The following is a 26,134-nucleotide window of genomic DNA, read 5'->3' as shown; positions in this document are numbered from 1 at the left end:
CGCATCACCGCGGCCGAGCTCTCACGCAGACCTCATGGACGTGTCAGCCCGTTCACACGGCGATTCACGACCGTGGATGCCATGAGCGACTTCACCCTCACCGCGCAGGACATGCCCGTCCGTCCCCTCCGCAGGTCGTCCCACGTCCTGGTGGAGGTCGTCATCCCGGTCTACAACGAGGAACACGTCCTCGCCCAGAGCGTCGGCCGGCTGCACACCTACCTGACCGGCACGTTCCCGTACGCCTTCCGCATCACGATCGCCGACAACGCCAGCACCGACCGGACCTGGGACGTCGCCATGCGGCTCACCCAGGACCTGCCGCACGTCCGCGCCGTCCACCTGGACCAGAAGGGCCGGGGCCGCGCCCTGCGGCACGTGTGGGGCATGAGCGACGCCGACGTCGTCGCGTACATGGACGTCGACCTGTCCACCGACCTCGACGGGTTCCTGCCCCTGGTCATGCCGCTGGTGTCGGGGCACAGCGACCTGTCGATCGGCTCCCGCCTGGCCCGTGGCGCCCGCGTCGAGCGTGGGCCGAAGCGCGAGATCATCTCCCGCTGCTACAACCTCCTGCTGCGTACGACGCTGCGCGCGAAATTCTCCGACGCGCAGTGCGGGTTCAAGGCCGGCCGTACCGAGATCGTCCAGGCGCTGCTGCCGCTCGTCGAGGACCAGGCATGGTTCTTCGACACCGAACTGCTCGTGCTCGCCGAACGCAGCGACCTGCGCGTCCACGAGGTCCCGGTCGACTGGGTGGACGACCCCGACAGCCGCGTCGACATCGTCCAGACGGCACTGGACGACCTGCGCGGCATCGCCCGGGTCCGCCGGCGCCTCCGGCGCGGGGAGTTCCGCGCCCCGGTGCCGTCCCGGCGGCGGCCCGCCGCCGTCCGCGCCGCGGCCTGACCCCCACCCTCCCTCCGCACAGGAAGACCCACCCGGATGACGACGCACATGCCCCCGTCCACGACGCACATCTCCCCGCCCGCCGCCCCGATGACCCGCGATCCCGCCGCACGGCACCGGCAGCGCGCCCCCGGCCCGTACGACCGGGACCCGCTCGAGCGCTGGGCGCGCCCGGCGCTGTGGGCGATCCTCGCAATGGCCGCGGTCCTGTACGGCTGGCGGGTCTGGTCCCTGTCCGGCAACTCCTACTACTCCGCCGCCGTCCTGTCCGGGGCGCACAGCTGGAAGGCCTTCTTCTTCGGATCCCTGGACGCCGGCAACTACATCACCGTCGACAAGCCGCCGCTGGCGCTGTGGATTTCGGCACTGGTCGCGCGGGTGATCGGCGTCAACGGCTGGAGCCTCGTCGGCCCGCAGGTCGTCATGGGCGTCGCCGCCGTCGCCGTGCTGTACGCCACCGTCCGCCGGAGCTTCGGGTACCGCGCGGCGCTGATCGCGGCGCTCGTGCTGACGCTGACGCCGATCACGGTCGCGATCGACCGCGACAACAACCCCGACACGCTACTCGTCCTGCTGCTCGTGCTCGCCGCGTGGGCGCTGCAGCGGGCGCTGGAGTCCGGCCGCCTGCGCCGGCTGCTGGTTTGCGCGGCGTTCGTCGGGCTCGGGTTCAACACCAAGATGATGCAGGCCTACCTGGTCCTGCCCGGCTTCGCGCTGGTGTACCTGCTGTGCGCGAAGGGCTCGACGGTCCGGCGCATCGGTCACCTGGCGGCCGCCGGGGTGACACTCGCGGTGTCCAGCGCCTGGTGGATGCTGATCGTCGACCGGTGGCCGGCGAGCGACCGCCCGTACATCGGCGGCAGCACGAACAACACGGTCTGGGACCTCGTCATCGGCTACAACGGCCTCGGCCGGATCTTCGGCGCCTCGGCCGGCGGCAGCGGTGCGGGCCAGGGCGCGAACTTCGGCGGCACGTCCGGCGCCGGCCGGCTCTTCAACCAGATCATGGCCGGGCAGATCTCCTGGCTGATCCCGTTCGCCGTCATCGCGCTCGTCGTGCCGGTCGCCCTGCGCGGCCGTGCGCCGCGCACCGACCGGGCCCGCTCGGGGCTGCTGTTGTGGGGCGGCTGGCTCGCCGTGCACTACGCGGTGTTCAGCTTCGCGCAGGGCACCTTCCACCCGTACTACTCGACCGCCATGGCACCCGCGCTGGCCGCACTGGTGGGGGCCGGCACGGTGGCGATGTACCAGGCCCCGCGCCGCTGGTCCTGGGCGCTGCCGCTCGCGTTCGCCGTCACCGGCGGGTGGGCGTTCGTCGTGCTGCGCCGTACGCCGAGCTGGCACCCGTGGGTCGCCTGGCTGGTCGCGGCGGCCACGGTCGCCGGTGTGGCCGGACTCGTGATCGCGCGCCTCGCGCCGCGTACCCGGACCCGGCTCGCCCTGGGCGCGGCGGCCGTCGGCCTGGTCGGGTCCCTGGCCGGGCCCGCCGCGTACGCCACCACGACGGCGTTCGGCGGAACCGGCGAGAACGGCACCAACCCGACGGCCGGACCGGCCACCGCGGGCGGCATGGGCGGGATGGGCGGCGGGCCGCGGATGAGCGGCCGTTCGATGCCCACCGGCATGAAGCCCCCCACGGGTGGTGGGGCGCCCCAGGGCGGCGGCGCGCCGTCGGGCGGCATGGCAGCGCGCGGCGGGCCCGGCGGTGACGTGAGCACATCGCTGATCTCGTACCTGGAGAAGAATCGAGGCGGCGCGACCTGGCTCGTCGCGGTCTCCAGCGCGCAGAGCGCCTCGTCGATCATCCTGAAGACCGGTGAACCGGTCATCGCGATGGGCGGTTTCACCGGCAGCGACCCGGCCATGACGGTCGCGAAGCTGAAGCAGTACCTCGCGGAGGGCAAGCTGCGCTACGTCCTCCTCGGCGGCGACAACCGAGGCGGGAACACGACGGTCACCGATTGGATCAAGAAGAACCTCACGGTCGTCAAGGCCACCGAGTACGGCGGCAGCACGTCGAGCTCGACCGGCAGCGGCCAGACGCTGTACCGCTACAACGGCTGACGCGCTCGCCCGTACGGATCCGCGGCCCGGTGTCCACAACCTGTGGACACCGGGCCGCGGCTTTTCCGGAAGATACTGGGTGGACAGATAGTCTGCGCGAAGACTAAATTACGACCACGCCCTCTCATCGAACGGAGTACGGACATGTGGGAGTACCAGCACAGCGCGGAGACGGTCGCGGCCCCAGAGGCGATCTGGAGGCTGTGGTCCGACGTGCCCGGCTGGCAGTCCTGGAACGCCGACATCGAGAAGGTGGAGATCGACGGTGCCTTCGCGGTCGGTTCACAGATCACCATGACGCCCCACGGAGACGAGCCGGTCCTGCTGAAGCTGGTCCAGGTGGAGGAGAACGCGCTGTTCGTCGACCAGATGGACGCCGGCGACTTCACCGTCACGACCGTGCACCGCGTCGAGCCGCTCGCCGACGGCCGGAGCCGGATCGTCTACCGCACGGAGATCGACGGACCGGCCGCCGACCAGGTCGGTCCGCAGCTCGGCCCGGCCATCACCGGCGACTTCCCCGAGACCGTCGCGGCCCTGGTCCGGCTGGCCGAGGCCCGATGACGTCCCATCCCGACGACAGCCCCGGGTTCCTGCTCTGGCAGGTCACGCTGCGCTGGCAGCGGGAGATGACCGCCACCCTGGCCCCACTCGGCCTCACCCATGTGCAGTTCGTCCTGCTGGCCACCACCTGGTGGCTGAACACCCACGGCGAGGAGCCCAACCAGCTGACCCTCGCCCGGCGTGCCGCCACGGATATCAAGATGACGTCGCAGGTGCTGCGCAAGCTCGAGGAGAAGGGCCTCCTGGAGCGGAAGGTCGACCCCGCCGACACCCGGGCCCGAAGACTGCGGGTCACCGAGCGGGGCGCCGAGGCGGCCCAGGCGGCGATCACCGCGGTCGAGGCGGCCGACACGGAGTTCTTCCAGCGGGTGCCCGACACGGCGACACTGCTGGGAATCCTCCGCCCCCTGGCCGCGCCGCCGGACGAGCCGGACTCGTGACGTCCCTGGCGCGACCTGCCGGAGGCTGCGCACGGCTCAGGCGGGCAGGCGGGTGAACCAGTCGACGATCGCCGCGGTGCCGGTCACCGCCGTCCCGAGGTGACGGGAACCCTGGTAGTCGGTCGGGCCGAGGTCGATCGGCGTCAGGTTCACTCCGCTCGCGCGGAACGCCGCCCGGCAGTGGTCGGTGTTGGCGGTGACGGCCTGCTCGTCGCCCGCGGCGTAGTACAGGCGGATGGGCGCGCGCGGAACCCAGCCCGTGCACGTCCCGTCGGCGACGCGCAGCGCCTTCGCGAACGCTCCGGTCGGGTGTTCGAGCATGGCCCGGCCGCGCGAGGTGAGGAGTTCGTCGAGGCTGCCGGGCAGCGCGGCGAGCATCTCCTGGCCCGGGGTCGTCCCGTCGAACAGCCGGTCCACCTTGCCGGCGTACGGCGCCTGGAACACCTCGCCGGGAGAGTCGTAGAGGTGATGCAGGCGGTTCCAGGAGACGAGCAGGTAGGTCGTGTAGGCCACGCCGAGTTTCGGCGGGATCTCCTTACCCGCGAGGAGCGCCGGGAGCTCGGCGTCGCGGAAGGCGTATCCGCCGCTGATCGGCGCGACGGCGCCGAGGCGGTACCAGCGGTCGGCGCCGTCCTGGAGCGCCCGGGCGAGCCCGAGTGCCGCCGACGCGCCCTGGGAGAACCCGGTGACCAGGACCCGCCGCTGCGGGACCATTCCCCGGCCGGCCATGAAGGCGCGGGCCGCACGCAGCATGTCCAGTGACGCGGTGGTCTCCGACGGGACGTCCATCCACGGGTGAGTGCCCGGCCCCTCGCCCAACCCGAGGTAGTCCGGGGTGACGGCGGCGAAGCCCGCGGCGCCGAACGTCATCGCCGGCGAGGACGAGAAGTCGTCCTTGCCGATCGAAGGGGCGTCTTCCTTGTAGCTCTGGGTGCCGTGGGTGAACGACACGATGCGCGGCCTGCGGTCGCCGCTGCGCGGCAGGACGATCAGACCGCTGGCGACGGTCGGCCGGCCGTCGGCGTCCACCGTTCGGTAGAGCAGGCGGTACAACGCAACGCCGTACCGGACCGAGTCCTGCTCGAACCCGGCCTTGGCCAGCGCGGTGCGCACCTCGGCGGCCGAAAGGGTCGTGAGGTGTACGGGCGGCGCGGCGAGCGTGCCCCGGTCGGTGGCCGGAGCGAAGGCCTCGGCGGCCGGGCGGGCACCCGCCGGCGCGGCGGTCGCACGGATCGGGGTGAGCGCCGATCCCGTGAGGGCGAGTCCGGCGCAGACGGTCGTGGCGAGGGCGACGCCTCGCCGGCTGACGAGTGATCTCATGCCGCCGACGCTACGGACGCGGCCGATCGCGTCCCAGCCGGTAGACCCCAGTGAGGCGGTGTACCCAGACCCCCTGACCGGGTCCGCGTAACCTCCCATGGCGCTTTCGGCCATCTCGCCGTCACGAGGGCGTCCATTCTGACCGAGAGTCAGACATATCACAAAGCATGCAGAAAACCCCTGGTCAACCGCTGATGGCAGCAATTCGGCGCTTGTGAGGACGGGTTCGTGACGCGCTGCAACGCCACTGTCACAGGGGATCCAGCGGAGATAGAGCTCGATGTCCGGATTAAAGGTAAAGCATCGTTGATAAATGAGACATAGGTGGTATCTGACCGATAGTGTGCCGCGTGCGCCGTTGATGGATGAGCCTCACGGCGCACATCGACCTAACTTCCATTACTGGAGGTCCTGCATGCGCCTGAACAAGGCGACACTGACCTTTGCCGGTACGGCGGCCGCGCTCGTCACGACGATGACCGCCTCCCCCGCGTGGGCCTGCAACGACCGCGACCCCGCGCTCCGGCTCGAGGCGAAGTGCGGCACCAGTGGCCAGCCGAACTGGATGGTCACCAACCCCAACCGCTGGGGCGCGGTGCCCTTCACCTGGTCCGACGACAAGGGCGGCCAGAGCCCCACCAAGATCCAGGCACCGGCGGGCGGCAGCGTGGCACTGCCGACCCACGCCTCGATCGTGAAGGTCGTGGCGTACCGTCCCGACCGAGGCGACCTGCCCGTCTGGCAGCGGCACGGCGCGTTCGGCGCGAAGCACTGCGCCGGCGCCCCGAAGCCGTCGAAGCCGGGCAACCCGGCGCCGCCGAAGAAGCACACCCCGAAGCCGGCCCCGACGAAGGCGCGTCCCGCGACGCCGTCGCCGACGACCACCGCTCCCTCGGGCGAGGCGCGTCCGGCGACGCCGGTCAAGGCGCAGCCGAAGTTCACCGGCTGACGACCGAACGTTCGCAGACGGCCCGGGAAGGCGCGTTCCCGGGCCGTCCGCCTACCATCCACGTCACGATCCTTCTTAAGGAGCCGAACCGATGTCCATCAGCTCGGCCGTATCGGGGCCCCGCTGGGCGGCAGCCGCGATCGGCGTCGCCCTCGGTATCACGCTGACCGGCTGCGGCGGCGGCTCTGCCCACAATGACAAGAGCGCTCCGGCGGGCGCGAACTCCCAGGCGGCCGACGCGGAGCCGGCGAAGCTGGGCGAGGCGCCGAGCACGATCGCCACCGCGCGTTCGAAGACCGTCGAGATCTTCTCGAATCCCGGGGACGCGTCGCCGAGCATGCGGCTGCAGAACCCCAACCCGGACGGCGTCACCCGGGTCTTCCTGGTCATCGGCAGCAAGCCCGGCTGGCTGCACGTCATGCTGCCGGTGCCGCCGAACGGCAGCCAGGGCTGGATCGCCGAGAAGGACGTCACGACCACGAAGACGAGCTACTGGGTGCAGGTCCTCCAGGGCGCGCACCGTGTCAAGGTCTACCAGGGCAAGCGCGCGGTCATCGACACGCCCGCCGCGATCGGGAAGGCCGACACCCCAACCCCGGGCGGCCGCTACTACATCGCCGAACTCCTCCAGGCCCCGAACCCCAAGGGGGCGTACGGACCGTACGCCTACGGCCTGAACGGCTACTCGACGAAGCTCACCCAGTTCGAGGGCCAGGACCCGATCATCGGTATCCACGGCACGAACGAGCCGAAGTCGCTGGGCAATTCCGTCAGCCACGGCTGCGTCCGCGTCGGCAACCCCGTCATCACCAAGATGGCGAAGATGCTGCCGCTCGGCACCCCGGTGCAGATCAGCGCCTGACCCCCGGCGCCGGGGCCGCCGCACGGACGGCGGGCCCCGGCCGGCTCAGCCGGTCACGCCTTCTCGGCGGCGCGGAAGGTGGCCAGCACGCTGGCGCCGAAGTACGGCCCATAGCTGATCAGGCTCTTCGGGGTGTGCGCCGCGTGGACGGAGATCTGGTAGCCGCTGCCCTTGGTCACGTTGAACTTCTTGAGCCAGGGGCCGCCGCTGGAGCCGCCGTTCATGTCACAGGCCATGCCGTGGGGCATGACGCCGGTCGGGTCCGTGACCTGGGCACCGCTGCAGTACTGCAGGGTCTGGCCCTTGTTGCCGTTGGCCGGGTAGCCGAACAGGTAGCCGGTGGGCCGGTCCGGGGTGTTGAAGGCGATGCCCTGGCCGCCGACGACCGACTGGATCTTACGGTTCTTCAGGGGCTTGAGGACGATGGCCCCGAAGTCGTACCGCCGGTCCTTCACCCACTTCCCGGCACTGTCCTTCTTCATGTACTCGCCGGGGACGAACGCCCGCCGCACGGCGAACTTCCCGTACGGTGCCTTGCCGTTCTTGTAGCCCGGCACGAAGACGAGGTTCGTCGTCCACTTGCCCGTCGGAGTGCGCAGGGCGTGCGCGACGGTGAGGGCGACGTCGCCGTCCTTGCTCGTGACGACGTTGGCCGAGGCGACGAAGCCGCTGCCGCCGTCACCCTTGCCGAACAGCTTGCCCGCCGTCTTGGCGACCAGTCCGCCGCGCTTCCACGTGGCCTGCTTCTTCCCGGCCGCGCTGACGCCGCCCGAGGTGGTCCGGGTCGCTGCGGCCGACGGCAGAACCGGGTCGAGGGTCACCGGCGCCCCGCCCTTGGGCTGCGCCGTGGCGCTCAGCGTTCGCTCGGCGGCCGAACCGGCCTCGTCCGCGAGCGGCTTCGCCGCCTTCATGCGCTCCGGTGTCCAGTACGCGGCGGCCTTCGCGTCATCGTCCGCGTACTGGACCGCCGCGGGGCCCGAGCGCGTCACCGTGGCGGACTGCGGCCGCGCCGAGGTGGCGGAGGAACATCCGGACACGACCGTGCCGAGGACCGCGACCGCCGTGACGCCGCCCATGAGTCGGGGGGAACCCAATGACACTCCTTGCGAGGGGGATGTGATCGGGCAGCTTATGACAAACGCGCGAGTTGTGGATCATCAACGGTCGAAATGGGGCGAAGGGTGACGACCTTGTCGGCCTCGGGGGCCAGGTGCAGGTCGTGCGTGATGAGGATGGTCGTACGGCCGGCCATCAGCCGCCGCAGGGGCTCCAGCACCCGGCGGGCGGTCGGCGCGTCCAGGCCCGTGGTCGGTTCGTCGAGGATCAGCACCGGCGCGTCCCGGACCATCGCCCGCGCGATGGCGATCCGCTGACGCTGCCCGCCGGACAGCAGCCGGCCGCGCTGCCCGACCAGGGTGTCGTAGCCGTCGGGCAGCGCGCTGACGAAGTCGTGGGCGTCCGCGGCGCGCGCGGCGGCGACGATCTGCTCGTCGGTGGCGCCCGCCCGGCCGTACGCGATGTTGTCGCGCACCGAGCCGGGGAAGAGCATGGTCTCCTGCTGTAGCACGGTCACCGTGTCGCGCAGGGTCGCCAGCGACAACTCGCGGATGTCGACGCCGTCGAGGCGAATCCGCCCGGCCTCGGGGTCGTAGAAGCGCAGCAGCAGCTTGGTGATCGTGGACTTGCCCGACCCGCTCGGCCCGGTCAGCAGGACGAGTTCCTCGGGGCCGGCGCGGAATGACAGGTTCGCGAGGGCGGGCCGGTCGGCGCCGGGGTACCGGAAGGTGACGTCGTCGAAGGCCACCCGTCCGCGCCGCGCGGCCCGGGTGCGGGCGGCCGGGCGGTCGGCCACCGCGGGCCGGGTCTCCATCAGCTCGACGATCCGCTCGGCGCTCGCGGTCGCCTCCGAGGCGATCAGGTTGACGTGGCCGAGGCTCTGGATCGGCGGGTAGAGGTAGCCGAGGTAGGCGGCGAAGGACAGCAGGCCGCCCAGCGTGACGCGGTCGGCCGTGAGCTCCCACGCTCCGAAGCCGAGCACCACCAGCACGCAGACCGTCTCGATGACCTGCACCAGCGGCTCGTACAGCGCCGCCAGCCGGGTCTCGGCCATCTTGGCCTCCAGCCAGGACAGCCCCTCCCGGTGCAGCCGTCCCCGTTCGGCGCGCTCCCGGTTGTACGCCTGGACGAGCGCCTGATTCGACAGGCTCTCCTCCACCACGCTCGTGATCGCCCCACTGCTCTCCCGCTCCCGTACGGCGGCGTCCCGGAAGCGTGAGGTGAAGTTCCGCACGGCGACCCAGAACAGCGGCGCGACGGCGAACGACACCAGCGCCAGATCCCAGCGGACGTACAGCGCCGCGCCCGCGAAGAACACGGCGCTGACCGCCGCGGTGACGGTCTGGATCACGCCGGACGCGACGAACTGCTCGATCGCCTCGATGTCGCCCGTGAGACGGACCATGAGGTCGCCGAGCCGCCGGTTGTCGAGGAAGTCCGGGGACAGCCGCTGGATGTGCGCGAAGACGGCGTCGCGCAGCCGCAGCAGGAACCGCTCCCCGACCAGGGCCGTCAGGTAGCTCCCGCCGAAGGTCGCGACGCCGGTCAGGACCGCGACCTCCAGCCAGATCAGCGCCGGCGTCCAGAAGGCATGCAGGTCCTTGGCCGCCAGCACGCGGTCGGTGATGTCGCCGAACAGCCAGATCGCGACGACCTCGCAGGCCGCCGACAGAATCAGCAGCAGCGCGCCGACGACCAGCCACCGGCGGATCCCTCGCGTGTACGGCCAGAATCGACGGAACGCGTCCTTCGCGGAGACACCGGAAGGACTCGACGCAACGGGCGTCCGATGCATTTTTCCCTCTTCTCAGAGCACTTCTCAGGGCACGAGAAAAGGGAGCCGGCAGGCCATGCCCGCCGACTCCCCTACCCCCCGTTAACGCTGGTCAGCGCTTGGGCTGCGGCGCGGGATGCGGGTTGCAGTGCTTCTTGTGGTGCTTGCGCGGCGGCTTCGGAGCCGGCTTCTTCTTGGGGGGAACCGGCACGATCTTGCGGAAGCTCATTTCCAAGCCCTTTCTTTCTCCGTCGCCCTTCGGCGCTTACGAGAAAGACATTAGAGGCCTCGATTGAGAGTCCCTGAAGACGAACATGAGAACCGATTAAGATCCGGCTGAGACGCGTCCTGAGACCGGACACGCACCCGCCCCCGGGGCCGCCTCGGCCCACGAGACGCCCTGATCAACCTTCCGATCCGTGTTGGTCCGGACCCGGCCGCCGGGCGGCAAGACCTTCCCCCTCACGCTATGCATCAGATGGTGGCCAGCCCTACCTGAGATTGGGCGACAGCACTCATGGCGCCGGCGCGCGTCGATGATTGCATCGCGGTCATGACCTTCACGACGCGCCGATGCGCCGCAATCCGAGTCGGCGCCATCTCTTGGATCGCCGGCGCACTGGTATTCACGCTCGCCAACATCGTGGCGCAGCTGGCGTGGCATACCCCGTACAGTCTGCGAAACAACAACATCAGCGACCTGGGAAATGTCTATTGCAAAAACACCGATGCCGCCGATAATCCGCCTGTTCGCTATATCTGTTCGCCGCTGCACACGCTGCTCGACACATCATGCGCGATCACCGCACTGCTCATCATCCTCGGCGTCTTCCTGACCGCCCGGTGCTGGGGGAAGGGGTTCGCATCGGTGAGCGCGCGGGTGCTGATCGTCATCGGCGCGTGTGGATATCTCCTCGCGGGGGTGCGCCCCGCCGACGTCGACCTCAACGTGCACATACTCGGTGCACTGTTCATCATGGGCGGGGGCAACATCGGTCTGCTCGTCGCCGGGCCGGCCTTCCGCAGAGGACCGCTCAGGGCCCTTCAGGTGCCGACCCTGGCCCTCGGAACCCTCGCCTTCGCTGCGACGATTCTCCACTTCAACCGCACCTATCTCGGCCTTGGAATGGGCGGCACAGAGCGCATTGCGGTTTTCGCTCTGCAGGCATGGCTGGTGATCACGGCCATCGCCGTTCTGCGCGGAACAGGTGATTCTTGGCCCGTCAGGCAGGCCGCCCGGCATCGCTGACCTCGATGACCCATGAGATGGCGGGCGTGCCTCGCCGGCTCGAATGCCGGACGGCCGCCGTGCGATCGCACGGCGGCCGTCATACCGCTTGGTCAGTGCCGGGTACTACCGGCCGTGCCTCGCGGCCTCGTACTTGTCGATGGCCAGGCCGAGCTGGGCGTACTTCTCGCTGTAGGCGACCGGGTGGGCGCCCGGGGCCGTCGGCGGGCGGTTGGGGTCGATGTACTGGTTCCCGAGGTTGGAGAAGACCGCGATGATGTAGTTGCGGCCGTTCTTGCCGGGCAGGTTGCGGACGATTCCGGCGTCGCTGCCGGAGTTGCTGACCAGGCCGGTCTTGTGGGCGAAGGTCACCTCGGCCTTGGCGTTGCAGGGCCGCACGTCGTGCTGGTAGGCGTCACCGTCGACCGTCACGCTGCCGTCCGCGGCGATCCACCGCTGCGGGACGACCTGCGGCATTCCGGGGGCCGGGTAGTCCGCGCCGCACCAGTTCGAGGTGGACAGCACGTCGTTCATGCCCTGGTCGCCGAGCTCCTTCTTGAAGAACTCCCGCGACGAGGCGCTGAGCACGTTCCGGGTGACGGCCTTGCCGTTCGGGGCCGTCCAGACCTTGCCGGGCGCGCCGTTGATGAGCGTGAGCAGCTTGGCGGTGTCGAGGGAGCTCATCGTCACCGGGTTGCTCCAGTGCCCGCCGTTGGCCGCGTTGGTCCCCTTGACCTGGAGCGTCTCCAGACCCAGGTCCTGGAAGGTCTGGTTCAGGTCGTCCACGGCGTTGTGGTCCCACAGCATCTTCATCAACGCGCACGAGGCCGGGTTAGAGGACCAGGTCAGCGAGTCGTCGACGTACTGGCGGATGGTGCTGCTGGTGGCTCCGCCGCACAGGCTGCTGGTGGCCGTCGGCTGGTAGCTGTAGGTGTCGTCGAGCTTGATGACGCCCTTGTCGACCAGCCGCAGCACCCCGAAGTTGATCATCAGCTTCAGGACCGAGGCCGGGTAGGGCAGCATGAAGTCGGTCGAGGCGTTCTCCCGGCCCGGCACCACGTCGATCGTGCCCTGCGCGTGGTTGGTGTACCAGCCGGAGTCGTCCCACTGCCGCCAGCGCACGTCGCTGGTGTGGAAGTTCTTGTCGACCGACACGACCTTGCCGTGCGGGTACTGCGGGCTCATCAGCACCGTGCCGGACGACACGGGCCGGTTGTGCTTGTCCAGCTCGATGACCGTGGCGTCGAGCTGCGGCTGCTGGGAGATCGGCTTGGCGTCGTCGGCGGCGGCCAGCAGGCGGGCCCGCTGTTTCGGCGTCTGCGCGTCCTTGTCCACGGAGTGGGCCTTGAGCGTACGGGCCTGCGCACTCGTCGTGACCGGAGCCGTGTCGAGGACCTCCTGGAACTTCAGGCCGTCCATCGTCTGCTGCAGCGTGGTCGCGATCGACTTGGCGGAGGTGTCGGCGCTCGTGGACTTGACCGGCTGGGCCGGCGAGCAGGCCGATCCCATCAGCGCGCCGACAGCGACGAAACCGACAAGGCTCCGCCCCCAGATCCGAGATGTTGGCATGATCATTACGGTAACGAAGAGATCGTTTGACCATGACCGAAACCTGGATTTCGACGATCTTGTTACAACGCCCGGGCGAGCGAGCCGTACGAGCGCGCCCGCCCGGGTCGGCGAATCAGGAGAACCAGCGCCGGGGATGGCGGGTCAGGCTGTAGCCGGCGACGCCCAGGGCCGCGGCGAGCACGCCGCCGCCGATCGTCCACCACCACCGGGTCGACGGCCAGGAGAACCAGCTCTTGGCGCGCTGCAGCGGCTTCGGCGCCGAACTGACGGCCGACGGCTCCGCCGAGGGCGCCGCCTCCGGCGCCGTGGTGCTTCCCGGGTTGACCGCGGGGGCCAACGGCGCCTTCAGGTGCGCGCCGGACGGCTCGGCGTTCCCGTTCCGCGCAGTGATCCGCAGCCGTACGTCGACCGGCAGGCCGGCGCCCTGATCCGGCAGGCCGACCGCCGACAGCCGGACGTAGTAGGTGCCCGGCAGCGGGTCGCTGGACCAGGGCTCGGCCCAGGAGCGGATCTGCCGCAGCGCGCAGTGCAGTTCGATCTTGGCCGTGCCCTGCTGCGTGTTGGCGGACTGCGGGCCCTCGGTGCACGCCTGGCGGCGGCGCAGGCCGTCGAAGACGTCGACGGTCCAGGTCGCCGCCCCGGACTGGGACGTCTCGGACGGCAGCGTGACGGTCACGGCGACCTGGTCGGTCTGACCCGCCGCCGCGGCGAACTGCCAGTACAGGTAGTCACCGGTCGACGCCGACAGCCGCGCGGTCTGCCCGGGCCGTACGGTGGTCGCGGTGAGGAACGACGTCCCGGCGGTGCCGATCGTCTTGTGGGGCTTGGGCGACGCCTTGCCGCCGGCGAAGGCGGGCCCGGCGGTGGCCAGCGCAAGCGTGGCCGTCGCGACCGGAAGGGTCAGAAGCGGCGTTACGCGCACGGTCAGTTCTCCTTCCAGATGGCGATCCGCCAGCGGTTGAGCCAGCCGAGGATCAGCCCGGCGACCAGGCCGGCGACGCCGAGCACGACGAGCAGGAGCCAGCCGCGGCCGAGGTCCGGGCCGCTCGGCGTGGGCGAGGAGGGCACCACGTCGACGGTGAGCTCCAGCGGCATGCCGGGGGCCGTCCGTACCCCGGGAGGCGCGGAGAAGGAGTTGCTCACCACCAGGCAGACGGTGCCCGCCGGGGACGCGCTCGTGGACGGCGACGCGGACGCGTCCTGACCGGACGGTTCGCCGGAGCGCTGGTCGGACCAGCGCAGGCCGGTGGACAGGACGTCGGTACGCCCGCTGCCCGCGTCCGTGCCACGGACGAGCTCCTGGCCGTCCTGGGACGTCGCCCGCAGCAGCACCCCGTAGTCCGGGTTCAGCCTGCGGTCGAGCGCGACGCTCACGGAGGCGCGCAGTTCCTGCCCGGAGGAGACGGGCACCCGGTAGACGCGGTGCTCGCCGAACTGCTCGCGGTCGGTGTAGACACCGGGCGACAGCACCGGGGCGTTGGCGCACTGCGCGCCCCCGGCCACCTGCCGTGGCGTCTTCTGGTACGTGCTGCCCGCGCGGCGGACCAGCTGGTTGAGCCGGCTGGTGAGCTGCTGCTGGTGCTGGACGGTGGTGTACGTTCCGCCGGTCGCGTTGGCGATGCAGGTCAGCTGCTGCTGGACCTTCTGGTTCGGGTTGAGGCCGAGCGTGTCGATGACGAGGTGGATGCCCTGCGCGGCGAGCTCGCGGGCGACGTCGCACGGGTCGGGCGGCGCGCAGGTGTCCTCGCCGTCGGTGATGAGGACGATCCGCCGGGTCGTCTCCCCGGCGCCCAGGTCCTTGGCCGCCGCCCGCAGGGCCAGCCCGATCGGGGTCCAGCCGGTGGGCCGCAGCGTCGCGATCGCGGCCTTCGCCTCGGTCTTGTTCATGGGGCCGACCGGGCTGATCTGCTGGGTGTCCTTGCAGCCGACGGTCTTGGGGCTGCCGGGGTAGCGGTAGCGGGATCCGAGCACCCGGATGCCCAGCTGCGTCTCGCCGGGCAGCGCGTCCACCACTTCGTCGAAGGACTGCTGCGCCGCCGAGATCCGGCTTCGCCCGTCGATGTCCTTGGCCCGCATCGAGCCGCTGACGTCCAGGACCAGCTCGACCTTGGGCGGCTCGGTGGCGCCGGCCTTGGCGGCGGAGGCGGGTGGAACACCGAACATCCCCAGGGCGGCCAGCAGGCACAGCAGGCCGGCCGCGAACCGTCTTCTGATGATCACCCGAGGATCCTAATGATCATCAATCGCCGTACTAAATCGGGAGATCGGCCCGGGTGGTCAGCCGAGACTCCAGACGGACACCGAGCCGTCTTCGTACCCGGCGACCGCGACGAGCCTGCCGTCGAGAGTCGTGGTCGTCAGCGACGAGACCACGGAATCGCCGGTGAACGGGCCGCCGACCGGTTTTCCGGTGGCGAGGTCCCACAGCCGTACGGTGCGGTCCGTGCCGCCGGCGATGATCACCTGCCGACCGCCGAGGGAGGCGACGGCGACCGCGTGGGCGGCCATCCGGGTCGGGGCACCGATCCTTTCACCGGTCAGCAGATCCGAGACCTGGATCGTCGAATCGTCACCGGCGGAGACGACGACCTTACGTGCGCCGATGGCGCCGATCGCCACGGAGGTGACGTATTCACTGCCATGGGCGCTGTGCCCGGTGAAGGTGGCACCGATCTGGCGTCCCGAAGTCCGGTCGAACAGCCGCAGAGCCGATCCGTAACCGCCCACGGCGACGACCTGCCGGCCGTCCTCCAGCCTGGCGAACGCCAGCGAGATCACCTCCGCGTGGGTGTCGAGTTGCGGAGCGACGGTCCTGCCGGTGGCCGGATCCCAGGTCTGTACGGTCGTGTCGAAACTGCCGGAGACGACGACCTGCCGGCCGCTCACCGTGCCGAACGCCACCGACGTCACGCCGTTCGTGTGACCGGTGAAGGTCTTTCCGGTCTCGGAGCCGGTCGTCAGGTCCCACATCCGGATGTAGTCGTTGCCGTCGCCGCTCAGTTGCGTACCCGCGACGACGACCTGCCGGCCGTCGACGACGCCCACCGCGACCGACTGCACGCTCAACGCGCCAGGGGCGGTGAACGAGCGGCCGAGCGCGCCGGTCTCGAGATCGGCCACCTTCACGGTGTCGTCACCGCAACCGGCCACGATCGCCGGATGGCCGTTCACGGTCGTCACCGCCGTCGAGGTGACACCGGCCGGCCGAGCGTGACACGCCTGGAAACGGCGGATCGCGGTGCCCGGGGAGGGCGGGCGGGACGCCGAAGGCGCGGACGCGCCGTATCGGGTCGCCGGAGGCAAAGACGCGCCATGACGGCCCGCCGGACGCTCGCCGTGGCGGTCATGCGCGAGCCAACGCGGCGCGCCGACCCCGAGCACGACCACGGCGACCAGCGCGGTCGCACCCGCCGCGAGCAGGCTGCGGCGGACGGCACGTCTGCCACCGGGCGGCGGTCCGGGCGCATTCCGTGTCACGGTCGCCCGCGGTACCGGCATGGCGCCGGTCTGGATGACGTTCTCGATCGCCCGGCCGATCCCGGTCGTCAGCGACTCCGACGCGGGCGGTGGCACCAGTGGTGGTTCCGGCGCCGGCTCGGACGTCGCCTCGCCCGACGCGACCCGTTCGAGCACCGTACGGATGTACGCCGATCCAGGGCGCTGCGAAGGATCCTTGTCGAGCAGCGCGGAGAACAACGCGGCGAGGTCGGTGCCCGCCCTTCTCGGTGGCGGTGGCGACTCGTTCAGCACGGCGGCGATGGAGGCCTCGTACCTGTCGCGTTCGAACGCGGCCGTGCCTTCGGCCGCGTAGTACAGCGTGGCGCCGAGCGCCCACCAGTCGGTCGCGGCGTCCCCGCGGTCTCCCCGGACCTGTTCCGGCGCCATGTACGCGGGTGAGCCGAACAGTGTTCCGGTGCGGGTCGGGGCCGGGTGGCCGGCGATCCGCGCGAGGTCGAAGTCGGCAAGCTCGATCCGGTCGCCCGGCAGCAGCGTGACGTTCGCGGGTTTCAGGTCACCGTGCACGACGCCGGTTCGATGTGCCTCGTCCAGGACCTCCAGCAACGCGAGCCCGATCGCGGCGACCCTGACCGGCGGCAACGGGCCATCCCTGTCGACGGACTCCGCGAGGGTCGGCGCCGAGACGAACTCCATGATGATCAAGGTAGCGCCACCACCGGCGATCGCACCGTGATTCGCGACCTCGGGCCGCGGCGGCACGCGCGAGGATGCTCAGGACCGTGACTGGGTCCCGTGCATGCCGTACCGCTCCTGGTCGGACGGGCGCGGCCCCTCCGGGCCGTCCCTGCCGACGCGGAGCATCCGCGAGACGCGGACGATGCGGAACCTGCGGTCCAGCACGGCGAACTCCGGCCCGCTCATCGCCTCGATCCGCTCCGCGGCGTCCTCCCACTCGGCGATCTCCTCGGGCTCGGCGGGCTCGCCCTGGAATTCCAGGAGCCGGGGCAGCAGTTCGCTGAAGTACCTCGCCAGATGGGTGCGTGCCTGGTCGGGACCGTCCGCGCCGGTGAGAGGGTCCCAGGTGTCCCCCTTGATCTCGACGACGGTGAAGGTGGGCGGGAGGAGGACCACACCGGGATGGGTGCGGATCGCGTGGCGGGCCTCGAGCTCCACCGTCTCGGGCACCGTGCCGGGGATGGGCAGGTGCCCGACGAGGTTCAACCGCAGTTGCGCCTCCCACTGCCCCGCCGGCGCCGGCGGGTCGATGAGGTGGTCCTCCAGGAAACGCGCCTCGTCCGGAGGGTCGGTGTCGGTCGCTCTCGGCGGCTCCATCACCCGGCGTCCGATGAGGGTGAACTTCTCGATCCGGATCACGCGAAAACGACGGTCACCGATCTCCCACTCGTCCTTCGGAAGCTGCTTGCCGTCCTCCGGGTCGAGCCGATCGGCCACCGCGCGCATCGTGCGGGCGACCTCCGGGTCCTCCTCCCGCTCCTTCGCCTCGATGCGCAGGCCGGCGGCGAGACTGTAGCGGGCGCCTTCGGGATCCATCGCCCCGACGCAGCCGATGCGCCATTCGGTGCCCCGCTGCACGGCGTACCCGAAGTCGGGCGCACCGGCGGGGAGGAGCTTGGGATACATCCGGATGCGGTCCCCGAGGTCGCTGTCCCGCATCGCGGCGACCGGGTCGAGGTCGGCGACCACATTGATGTGGTCGAACCCCGGCATTAAGGGAAAGGACATGCCCCCATCCTTACCGCAGATTCCGCGGCCCGCATCGATTTCGCCGAATCAGCGGTAAAGCAGCTCCATCACCGCAGCTCACACCGCCATTGGCCCCAAAAATGCAGCCTTTCCGAGAAACGACGGATTCGCGAAATATATCCGCTTAATACCTGATAAGAGACACCAGCCGGAGAAGCGAACGCTATTCTCGTTCCATGATCAATACGTGGGAGCCCACCGCCGTGGGCGTACTCCGACTGCCATCGGGCCGGCTCGTCCGCGGCCGGGGACTCCGCCGCCCGCTCCCGGACGGACCGGCGCCCACGTACGGCCTCTACCTCCTTGGCCACGAACCGCCGTCCGTCGCCTGGGAGACGCGATGGCTGCGCTGGCCGGACTTCCGGCTGCCGTCCGACCGCGCCGACGCCGTGGACGCGTTCCGCGAGGCCTGGACGCGCGCCGAGACCGAGCGCGTCGAGATCGCCTGCGGCGGCGGGGTCGGACGGACCGGGACCGCGCTGGCCTGCCTCGCCGTGCTGGACGGGGTACCGGGCCAGGAGGCGGTCGCGTACGTCCGGGAGCACTACGCGAAGCGCGCCGTCGAAACGCCCTGGCAACGCCGCTACGTCACCCGTTTCGTGCCCACGTCAAGCGGATCGCGTCCGGCAACGGACGCGTGACGTTCGACCGACGTTCACCACGGAACGGCACGAACCCGACACAAAGGGAAACCAGGTCGTCTACCATCCCGTTCGTGATCATGAACAAACTGATCGTTTCGACCGCCGCGTTCGGCGCCGTCCTGGCGACGGCCCTCCCCGCGCAGGCCGCGCAGTCGCTGGCCTGGCAGCGCGTCGGCACGGACATCACCGGCGGCGTGAGCGGCATGGCCCTCGTCGCGGGCGCGCCCGTCGGCCGCAACCGGGCGGATGTCGTCATCGTGCGCGACAACAAGGCGGACGGACAGAACCGGATCTCCACCGTACGGCTCAGGCCCGGCAAGGCCCCGGTCGTCACCCCCTTGGCCTGGAAGGGTCCTCTCCCCAAGGACGTGGAGGCGATCGACGCCGTCCCGGGACGCAAGAACCACTACATCGCGCTGGCCAGTGAGGGCACGGCGTACCACGTCGCGATCGCCGGCGGCACGGCCACGGTCCAGGGCTCGCCCGTCTCCCTTCCGGACCGGAAGAGCGGCGACAACTACGAGAGCTTCGCGCTGTACCGCAACACCGTCGGCAAGATCTTCGCCGTGTGGGCGACCCGTGGTAAGAACTCCGAGAAGGCCGTCGTCCGCACCGCTGCGGCGACGGTCGGCAAGGCGAGCCTGCACATCGGCGCGACCGCCGACAAGGCCAAGTTCGCCGTGCCGTTCCCGAGCGCGAACGAGGTCCGGCACGTCAGCGACCTGAAGGTGCTGAGCGACGGCACCGTCCTGGTGTCGTCGGCGCAGGACCCGAACGACGACAACGGCCCGTTCAGCTCGGCCGTCTACAACGCCGGAAAACTGACCATCAAGGGAGGGCGCACGCCCGTACTCCACCTGAAGAAGACGGCGAGCCTGAAGCCGCTGCGCAAGTTCACCAAGAAGGACGATCGTAAGGTCGAGGGCATCGTCGCGCTGCCCGGCGGCCAGGCGATCTGGGGTACCGACGACGAGAACCTCGGCGGATCGGTGACGTTCGACAAGCTCCGCTGACGGTCCACGCGGGGCCCGGCCGCATCCGCCCGGCGCGGGGCGGTGCCCGGCCGGGCCCCGTTGTTTCGTTCCGGCTGCGCGGTGCTCGGTGGATCAGCGGAAGGCGTCGGCGTGGGCCCGCGCCCACTGCTCGAAGGTACGGGGCGGCCGTCCGGTCACCTCCTGCACGGTCGGCTCGACCGGTGACTCGTCGAGCGTGCCGCCGACGTAGAAGTCGAAGAAGGCGTCGACGTACTCGACCGGCATGGACGCCTCCATCTCGGTTCGAGCCTCCTCGTCGGTCAGGCCGACGCAGCGCAGGTCCCTGTCGAGAACCTTGGCCAGCACGGCGATCTGATCCGCGGGCAGCAGCGACTCCGGGCCCGACACCACATGGATCCGGCCCTCGTGCTCGCCGGTCACCAGCGCCCGCGCCGCGACCGCCGCGATGTCGTACGGGTCGATGGCGGCGGCCCGCACGGTGGGGAACGGGACCCGTACCTCGTCACCGGCCGCGAGCTGGGGCAGCCAGCGAAGGGCGTTGGACATGAACGCCCGAGGCCGGATGAACGTCCACGGCAGGCCCGACTCCCGGACGGCCCGCTCGGACAGGATCATGTAGCGGGACACCGCGTTGCTCAGGTCCCCGCTTCCGGCCGAGCCGCCCGACATCAGGACCACGCGCTCCGCCCCGGCCTCGCGGACCCGTGCCAGCAGGCCCGGCATGTCCGCGTATCCCGGCATCAGGAAGGCCGCGCTCACCCCGGCCAGCGCGTCCGTCATGGTCTCGGGCCGGTTCAGGTCTCCGACGACGGGCTCGACGCCCGCCGGCAGCGCCGCCTTCCCCGGGTCGCGGACGAGGGCGCGGACCCGCTGTCCCCCAGCGGCGAGCGCACTCACCAGTTCGGAGCCCACATTGCCGGTCGCTCCGGTTACCAAGATCATTTCGACCTCCGATGGGTCGCCGTCGACAAGATCATCCACATGAGACCACACCGCGTGCCGCCGTGAGCCAGGATGTGCACCATGACGCCCGACACCTATTACCTGCAGACCGCACGCCGGATGTGGCAGCAGTTCGAGCCGATTCACGCGCTGGTCTACTACGCGCCCGAAGTGTTCGAGGAACTCGCGGCCCTCGGGTACGACGTGGCGACCCGATGGCCGACCTACTTCCCGCTGCGCGCGGCGCCCCTCGGCGCGCCCGGCCCGGAACGCGTGTCATCGGCCTTCTACAGCTTCAGCCCGCAGATGGTCACCGAGCACGTCACCCCCGCGTGGACCATCGCGACCTCCGAGCAGGTGCGCGCGGCCAGGCTGCGCGGGGTCGACCGGCTGTTCCGCAGGCTGATGGGCGACCAGATCGGCACGGCCGGGTTCGCGGAGGCCGCCCGGCTCGTACGCAGGGTCGCCGAGGCCGCCGACACCGCCGGCCGGCCCCTGGCGGCGGGCAACGCCGACCTGCCCTGGCCCGACGAGCCGCACCTGGTGCTGTGGCAGGCGGTCACCATCATCCGCGAACAGCGCGGCGACGGACATGTCGCCGCGCTGCTCACCAATGGCCTGGACCCGTGCGAGGCCCTGGTCTCGTTCGCCGCCATCGGCGCCGCCCCCGTCGAGACCTTCGACAGCCGACAGTGGACCTCCGAGCAGTGGGAGGCGGCCGCGGACCGGCTGCGGTCGCGCGGCTGGATCGACGCCGACGGCAAGGCTACCGACCTCGGCCTCGAGGGCCGCGACCAGGTCGAACGGCTCACCGACCGGCTCGCCGCCGGAGCCTGGACGGCACTGAGCGAGACCGAGATCGACCGGCTCGTCGACGTGAACAACCCCATCCTCACCGCCGCGCTCCTGTCCGGTCTCCTGCCCGGCACCAACACGCTCGGCATCGCCACCGTCCAGCCCCCCAAATGGTGACCATCGCCGAATAGAACGGCCCGGATCCCGCGGCGTGAACCCGGTCCGGTCCGGCCGTCGAGGATGGACCGCTACGTCAAGGAGCGGATGGCGTTGCCGCTCTCAAGGCGCGATCGTCGATCGCGCGTAGGACCGGGTCGGGGATGACGAGGTCGGCACGATGGCGGGTCTCGGCGATGAGGTCGGCGTTGCGTTGGTCTGTGCCCGTCGCCCAGGCCAGTGCCGCTTCGTGGTCCTTGCCGAAGCATTCGTGGCGGGCGATGAGGCGGCGTAGGCGTTCGTCCGTGTCGAGGTCGCAGTACCAGACCTCGTCGAGTTGTCGCCGTACGCGTGGCCAGTGACCGTCGCCGAGCAGGAGGTAGTTCCCTTCGGTGACGATGAGCCGGGCGGCCCGTGGTACGGGGATGCTGCCGGCGATCGGCTGCTCGAGGTCCCGTTCGAACGCGGGCGCGTAGACGACCTCATCCTCGTCCGCGCGGAGCCGGCGGAGCAGCGCGGCGTAACCGGCGACATCGAAGGTATCCGGGGCGCCTTTACGGTCACGCCGCCTCAAGCGATCGAGCTCGACGTCCGCGAGGTGGAAGCCATCCATCGGCACGTGCGCCACCCATTGGCCCGGCTCTGCTCCATCGGGCGGGGTCCGGCGCAACAGCCCGACCAGATGCTCGGCGAAGGTCGTCTTTCCGGCCCCAGGGGGGCCGGCGATCCCCAGGACGACGCGATGGCCGCCCGTCAGGAGCGAACGTGCGCGGGTGGTGAGCTCATCCAGCGTCATCGGAGATCCCCGCCCGCGGCCAGGTGACCGGCGATGAACCCGCGGGCATGCCGTGCCAGGTCCTCACCGTCCGACCAGAGGTTGCGCCAGATCGCCAGATCGTTGGACAGTCCGGCCATCACCACGGCGGAGGAGAAGGACTCGAATGTGATGGGCCCCCGGTAGCCGACGTCGGCCAAGGCGTGGAAGAACGAGGTGAAGTCCAGGTGCCCGGAGCCGAGGTAGCCGCGGTGGTTCTCGCCGATGTGCACGTAGCCGAGCCTGTCTCCGACCTCGTGCACGGGCCGGACTAGGTCGTCCTCCTCGATGTTCATGTGGTAGGTGTCGAGGTGGATGAGCACGTTGTCCTCGCCGATGTCGTCGGCGAGGACGAGCGCGTCGTGGGCGGTGTTGACGACGTTGGTCTCGTAGCGGTTGCAGATCTCGATGCCGAGGGTCATGCCCCGCCGACGGGCGTCCTGCGCGAGCCGGCGCAGGACGGCCACCACGTTGCGGCGGCCCGCGTCGCTGAGCGGCCTGTCGTATTTGCCGAGCGCGCTGTAGAGCGCGCCGGTGAAGTGGGTGCCACCGAGCCGGTCGGTGACGGCGAGGGAGTCCTGCAGTAGTCTCTCGCCGCGTTCGACGACCGCGCCGTCCTCACTTGAGATGTCGGCGTCGAAGGCCAGGCCACGGGAGCAGGCCACGCCCAGGCCCGCGGCCCGTAGGCTCTCACGCGCTGCCTCGACGTCGAGGTTCACCGAGTCGTGCAGCGAGAGCTCGAGCAGGTCGAAACCGGTGGCCTTGGTCTTCTCGATCGCATGGGCCAGCGATGAGGGCGAGGTGTCACCGGCCCAGACGAGGGCGTGCACGCCGATGGGGTTTCGCGTGGTCTGCGCGGTCATACGGGTTGTGTTCCTTCTGGTGGTGGCGGAGTGGGATCAGTGGCTCTTGGCACCGGTGACGAGGGCGACGATCTCCTCGCCCGTCGTGTCGGCCGTACGGCGGCCGCCGACGCAGCGGCCCGCGCGCATGACCCATACCTGCTGGCTGAGCCGCATGACCTGAGCGAAGTCGTGACTGATGAGCAGGATGGCGTGTCCCTCATCGCGGAGTCTGAGGATGAGTTCCTCGACCCGGGCGGTCTCCTGGACGCCAAGGGCCGCCGTCGGCTCGTCCATGATGACCAGCCGGGAGCTGAAGCCGGCCGCCCGGCAGATGGCCACCGCCTGGCGCTGGCCGCCGGACAGCCTCCGCACGCGCGACCGCACCGCGGGGACGTTCACCGCCAGTGTGGACACCATCTCCTGCGCGCGAGCCTGCATGGCCTTGCGATCGAGGATGGCGATCGGACCCAGCCGCCGGACGAGTTCCCGGTTGAGGAACAGGTTCTGCCAGACGGTGAGGTCCTCCACGAGCGCCAGATTCTGGTGGACGGTCTCGATGCCGGCCTCGCGCGCGTCCTCGGGGGACCGGAAGGCGGTCGTACGGCCGTCGAGGGCAACGCGACCTCCGGCGGGCCGGTGGATCCCGGAGATACAGCGGACCAGGGTGGACTTGCCCGCGCCGTTGTCGCCCACCAGGGCGGTGATCTCGCCTTGGCGCAGCGTGAGGGAGACCTCGACGAGCGCGTGGACGTTGCCGAAGGACAGGGAGACGTTCTCGCATTCGAGCAGGACGCCTCCGGCCGTGCCGGCCGGCGTTGGCTGAGCGGTCATCGCTGGAACCTCGTCATGAGTGCGGCCAGCACCACGACGATGCCGACGGCGAGGGGCTGGTAGAACTGGGAGACCCCCAGCAGAGTGAGCCCGTTGACCAGTGCCGTCAGCAGCAGCGCACCGATGACCGGGCCGGTGATGGTGCCGCGCCCGCCGAAGAGGCTGACCCCACCGAGCACGACGGCGGCGACCGAGTTGAGCAGAAACGAGGTGTTGGCCGCGGGCTCGGCGGCGCCGACCCTGGCCACGAGCAGAATCGCGCCCAGTCCGGCCAGGACTCCGGAGATCGTGTAGACGGCGATCTTGATCCGGCGGGTGCTGATGCCCATGGCCGTGGCCGATTCCGGTGCCCCTCCGGTCGCCAGCACGTGTGTGCCGAAGCGGCTGTGAAAAAGCACCACGTGCGCGAGGACGGCGACGACGACGGCGATGATGAACGACCACCCGAAGATCCCCAGGCCGCCGGTGGACAGCCGCAGAAGGAACGGGTCCACGATCGTCACCGGCTTGCCGTTGGACAGGATCAGCGCCAGCCCGGAGGCCGCCGAGAGCGTCCCGAGCGTGACGATGAAGTCGGCGATCTTCCCCCGGGCGATGAGCGTTCCGTTCACCAGGCCGACGACGGTCGAGGCGGCGACGGCGACGACGACGGACAGCGGCAGTCCCCAGCCGCTCGTGTAGGCCTGGCCGAACACGACCGCGCCGAGGGTCATGGTGGAGGCGACCGACAGGTCGATGCCGGCGGTGGTGATCACGAACGTCTGACCGACCGCCAGAATGATCAGAATGGCGGCGGCCACGAGCATCGACTCCACGTTGCCGGTGCTCAGGAATGTGGAGTTCAGGCTCTGGAAGACGACCACGAGGACGACGAGTCCGATGAGGGCCGCCCACTCGGCCCAGAAGCCGATATCCCGTAGTCGCGTGGACCCGGCGTCGCGGCCGGGCACCGCGAGCTGTGCGTCTGCCATTTCCGTCCTTCTTGTCGCGACGACGTCCCGGGGTGTAATGCTCTCGCCCGGGACGCGGGGCCGCACTTACTTGCCGAGTGCCTTGAACGGATCGTCGTACGAACCGAACGGCTTGGGTGTGACGGCCAGGGCCTTGTCGGCGTCGGCCTTGGTGACCAGCTCGACCGGGGCCTTGACGTCCGCGGGCAGCTTTTTGCCCTTGGCCGCGGCCTGGCAGGCCTCGACGCCCATCAGGCCGATCGCGTACGGGTACTGCGCGACGGTGGCGTCGAGAGAACCGCTCTTGACCGCTTGGAGGGCGTCTTTGATGCCGTCGACGCTGATGACCTTCACCTTGCCGGTCTTGCCGGCGTTGGCGATGGCTCGCGCCACACCGAGCCCCATGTCATCGTTGGCGACGAAGAAGCCGCTCAGGCTGGGGTGGGCACGCAGGACGTTGGTCGCCGCAGTGAGCGCGGTCTGCCGATCCCAGTCTGCGGCGACGGTCTGGACGACCTTCAGTTTCGGGCCGATTCCCTGCCCGAATCCCGTGATCCGCGCGCCGCTGGTGACGTCTCCGGCGATGCCGCCGACGACGGCGACGTCGCCCCCGGAGCCGACCATCCGGGCCATCTGCTCGCCGGCCATCTTCCCGGCCTGGACGTTGTCGGTGCCGATGTACGTGGCCGGGGCCGCCTTCGCGCTCTTGGCCGCCTTGGCGTCGATCGGGCTGTCGATGTTGACGATCGTCTTCTTGAGCGCGGCGATCTTGGCGAGCCCCTGCACCAGATTGGTGCCGGAGATCGGGTTGACGATGAAGCAGGAGTAGGGCTGACCGGCGAGACCGTTCAGCTTGTCCGCCTGCCCCGTCGTGTCGGTGATCGCGTTCGCTGCCTGCACAGTCGTCGAGACCCCGCCCGCCCGGGCCTGCTCGTCGATCCCCTGCTTCATGGTCTGGAAGAACGGGTTGTCCAGACCTTTGATCACAGCGGCGACCTTCGCGCCGCCACCCGAACCGCCGGAACCGCTGGAACCGCAGGCCCCAAGCCCCAGTACACCGACGGTCGCAACGGCCGTCACCGCGACGATCCGGCGGCCTGCCGTCTCCTGCACTCGCATCGGAGCGCTCCTTTCGCCTTCAGTGTGACGAACATACGGACACTTTGGGATCCCGACAACCCTCGTTTCGACTTTAGAAGTC

Annotated in this window: 24 protein-coding genes; 10 read left to right on the top strand and 14 right to left on the bottom strand. The window is 70.2% G+C overall.

The genetic code is table 11. The annotated features are described in order from the left end of the window. Window positions 1–81: 81 nt before the first annotated feature. From ACQP2O_RS03475 to ACQP2O_RS03460, 4 genes are all read left to right on the top strand, one after another. Complete coding sequence (locus ACQP2O_RS03475) at window positions 82–909, top strand: dolichyl-phosphate beta-glucosyltransferase (RefSeq protein WP_433179788.1); 828 nt, start codon at window positions 82–84, stop codon at window positions 907–909. Window positions 910–945: 36 nt separating this feature from the next. Continuing rightward, entirely contained in the window at window positions 946–2,973 is a 2,028-nt protein-coding gene (locus tag ACQP2O_RS03470) for a glycosyltransferase family 39 protein (RefSeq protein WP_433179786.1), read from the top strand. Between the two features lie 144 nt (window positions 2,974–3,117). Next, the gene (locus ACQP2O_RS03465) at window positions 3,118–3,537 is read left to right on the top strand and encodes an SRPBCC family protein (RefSeq protein ID WP_433179784.1); all 420 of its coding nucleotides are present in this window, start codon (window positions 3,118–3,120) and stop codon (window positions 3,535–3,537) included. Next, entirely contained in the window at window positions 3,534–3,977 is a 444-nt protein-coding gene (locus ACQP2O_RS03460) for a MarR family winged helix-turn-helix transcriptional regulator (RefSeq protein ID WP_433179782.1), read from the top strand. Before ACQP2O_RS03465 ends, ACQP2O_RS03460 begins: the two co-directional genes overlap by 4 nt. 36 nt (window positions 3,978–4,013) lie before the next feature. On the opposite strand, the gene ACQP2O_RS03455 is transcribed toward ACQP2O_RS03460, so the two are convergent. Beyond that, window positions 4,014–5,297 carry an alpha/beta hydrolase family protein gene (locus ACQP2O_RS03455; RefSeq protein WP_433179780.1) on the bottom strand — a complete coding sequence of 428 codons (1,284 nt, stop codon included), beginning with the start codon at window positions 5,295–5,297 and terminating at the stop codon, window positions 4,014–4,016. Between the two features lie 415 nt (window positions 5,298–5,712). Here ACQP2O_RS03455 and ACQP2O_RS03450 point away from each other — a divergent pair, with 415 nt between their 5' ends. Then, window positions 5,713–6,246: a hypothetical protein gene (locus tag ACQP2O_RS03450; protein ID WP_433179778.1), complete on the top strand. Its 534-nt coding sequence runs from the start codon at window positions 5,713–5,715 to the stop codon at window positions 6,244–6,246. A gap of 91 nt (window positions 6,247–6,337) precedes the next feature. Then, a complete protein-coding gene (locus tag ACQP2O_RS03445; RefSeq protein ID WP_433179776.1) occupies window positions 6,338–7,108 on the top strand; it encodes a L,D-transpeptidase in 771 nt (256 codons plus the stop codon). 53 nt (window positions 7,109–7,161) lie between these two features. Here ACQP2O_RS03445 and ACQP2O_RS03440 read toward each other — a convergent pair whose 3' ends face one another. Continuing rightward, window positions 7,162–8,202, bottom strand: a complete 1,041-nt coding sequence (locus ACQP2O_RS03440) for a trypsin-like serine peptidase (RefSeq protein WP_433179774.1) — start codon at window positions 8,200–8,202, stop codon at window positions 7,162–7,164. 35 nt (window positions 8,203–8,237) lie between these two features. Beyond that, window positions 8,238–9,959, bottom strand: coding sequence for an ABC transporter ATP-binding protein (locus ACQP2O_RS03435; RefSeq protein WP_433179772.1), 1,722 nt, complete (start codon window positions 9,957–9,959; stop codon window positions 8,238–8,240). Window positions 9,960–10,491: 532 nt separating this feature from the next. Here ACQP2O_RS03435 and ACQP2O_RS03430 point away from each other — a divergent pair. Beyond that, the gene (locus ACQP2O_RS03430) at window positions 10,492–11,187 is read left to right on the top strand and encodes a DUF998 domain-containing protein (RefSeq protein ID WP_433179770.1); all 696 of its coding nucleotides are present in this window, start codon (window positions 10,492–10,494) and stop codon (window positions 11,185–11,187) included. A 105-nt stretch (window positions 11,188–11,292) separates the two neighbouring features. Here the strand turns inward: ACQP2O_RS03430 and ACQP2O_RS03425 are convergent, their stop codons facing one another. The 5 genes from ACQP2O_RS03425 to ACQP2O_RS03405 all read right to left on the bottom strand — a co-directional run bounded on the left by ACQP2O_RS03425 (window position 11,293) and on the right by ACQP2O_RS03405 (window position 17,940). Further along, window positions 11,293–12,735 (bottom strand): serine hydrolase, encoded by a 1,443-nt coding sequence (locus tag ACQP2O_RS03425; protein WP_433179768.1) that lies wholly within the window; start codon window positions 12,733–12,735, stop codon window positions 11,293–11,295. A gap of 115 nt (window positions 12,736–12,850) precedes the next feature. Continuing rightward, the gene (locus ACQP2O_RS03420) at window positions 12,851–13,660 is read right to left on the bottom strand and encodes a hypothetical protein (RefSeq protein ID WP_433179766.1); all 810 of its coding nucleotides are present in this window, start codon (window positions 13,658–13,660) and stop codon (window positions 12,851–12,853) included. A 2-nt stretch (window positions 13,661–13,662) separates the two neighbouring features. After that, window positions 13,663–14,958, bottom strand: coding sequence for a VWA domain-containing protein (locus ACQP2O_RS03415; protein ID WP_433179765.1), 1,296 nt, complete (start codon window positions 14,956–14,958; stop codon window positions 13,663–13,665). 57 nt (window positions 14,959–15,015) lie between these two features. Next, a complete protein-coding gene (locus ACQP2O_RS03410) occupies window positions 15,016–16,956 on the bottom strand; it encodes a protein kinase domain-containing protein (RefSeq protein WP_433179763.1) in 1,941 nt (646 codons plus the stop codon). 12 nt (window positions 16,957–16,968) lie between these two features. Beyond that, window positions 16,969–17,940 (bottom strand): DUF5954 family protein, encoded by a 972-nt coding sequence (locus ACQP2O_RS03405; protein WP_433179761.1) that lies wholly within the window; start codon window positions 17,938–17,940, stop codon window positions 16,969–16,971. A 197-nt stretch (window positions 17,941–18,137) separates the two neighbouring features. On the opposite strand from ACQP2O_RS03405, the gene ACQP2O_RS03400 reads away from it, so the two are divergent. Beyond that, a complete protein-coding gene (locus ACQP2O_RS03400; RefSeq protein ID WP_433179759.1) occupies window positions 18,138–18,602 on the top strand; it encodes a protein-tyrosine phosphatase family protein in 465 nt (154 codons plus the stop codon). A 74-nt stretch (window positions 18,603–18,676) separates the two neighbouring features. Beyond that, window positions 18,677–19,618: a hypothetical protein gene (locus ACQP2O_RS03395; protein ID WP_433179757.1), complete on the top strand. Its 942-nt coding sequence runs from the start codon at window positions 18,677–18,679 to the stop codon at window positions 19,616–19,618. 93 nt (window positions 19,619–19,711) lie between these two features. On the opposite strand, the gene ACQP2O_RS03390 is transcribed toward ACQP2O_RS03395, so the two are convergent. Beyond that, complete coding sequence (locus tag ACQP2O_RS03390; RefSeq protein WP_433179755.1) at window positions 19,712–20,542, bottom strand: NAD(P)H-binding protein; 831 nt, start codon at window positions 20,540–20,542, stop codon at window positions 19,712–19,714. An 81-nt stretch (window positions 20,543–20,623) separates the two neighbouring features. Between ACQP2O_RS03390 and ACQP2O_RS03385 the strand changes: the two genes are divergently transcribed. Further along, the gene (locus ACQP2O_RS03385) at window positions 20,624–21,514 is read left to right on the top strand and encodes an SCO6745 family protein (RefSeq protein WP_433179753.1); all 891 of its coding nucleotides are present in this window, start codon (window positions 20,624–20,626) and stop codon (window positions 21,512–21,514) included. A 76-nt stretch (window positions 21,515–21,590) separates the two neighbouring features. Here the strand turns inward: ACQP2O_RS03385 and ACQP2O_RS03380 are convergent, their stop codons facing one another. The 5 genes from ACQP2O_RS03380 to ACQP2O_RS03360 form a co-directional block, all read right to left on the bottom strand. Then, window positions 21,591–22,289 (bottom strand): nucleoside/nucleotide kinase family protein, encoded by a 699-nt coding sequence (locus ACQP2O_RS03380; RefSeq protein WP_433179751.1) that lies wholly within the window; start codon window positions 22,287–22,289, stop codon window positions 21,591–21,593. Further along, window positions 22,286–23,170 carry a sugar phosphate isomerase/epimerase family protein gene (locus ACQP2O_RS03375; protein ID WP_433179749.1) on the bottom strand — a complete coding sequence of 295 codons (885 nt, stop codon included), beginning with the start codon at window positions 23,168–23,170 and terminating at the stop codon, window positions 22,286–22,288. Before ACQP2O_RS03375 ends, ACQP2O_RS03380 begins: the two co-directional genes overlap by 4 nt. 36 nt (window positions 23,171–23,206) lie before the next feature. Beyond that, complete coding sequence (locus ACQP2O_RS03370) at window positions 23,207–23,983, bottom strand: ATP-binding cassette domain-containing protein (RefSeq protein WP_433179747.1); 777 nt, start codon at window positions 23,981–23,983, stop codon at window positions 23,207–23,209. Beyond that, window positions 23,980–24,954: an ABC transporter permease gene (locus ACQP2O_RS03365; protein WP_433179745.1), complete on the bottom strand. Its 975-nt coding sequence runs from the start codon at window positions 24,952–24,954 to the stop codon at window positions 23,980–23,982. The genes ACQP2O_RS03370 and ACQP2O_RS03365 overlap by 4 nt, the downstream gene beginning before the upstream one ends. A 66-nt stretch (window positions 24,955–25,020) precedes the next feature. Then, window positions 25,021–26,052: a substrate-binding domain-containing protein gene (locus ACQP2O_RS03360; RefSeq protein WP_433179743.1), complete on the bottom strand. Its 1,032-nt coding sequence runs from the start codon at window positions 26,050–26,052 to the stop codon at window positions 25,021–25,023. Window positions 26,053–26,134 lie beyond the last annotated feature (82 nt).

Origin of the sequence: Actinoallomurus sp. CA-150999, from assembly GCF_050942425.1 — a bacterium.
Lineage (GTDB): Bacteria > Actinomycetota > Actinomycetes > Streptosporangiales > Streptosporangiaceae > Actinoallomurus.
This window is presented reverse-complemented; position numbering and strand designations above follow the sequence as displayed.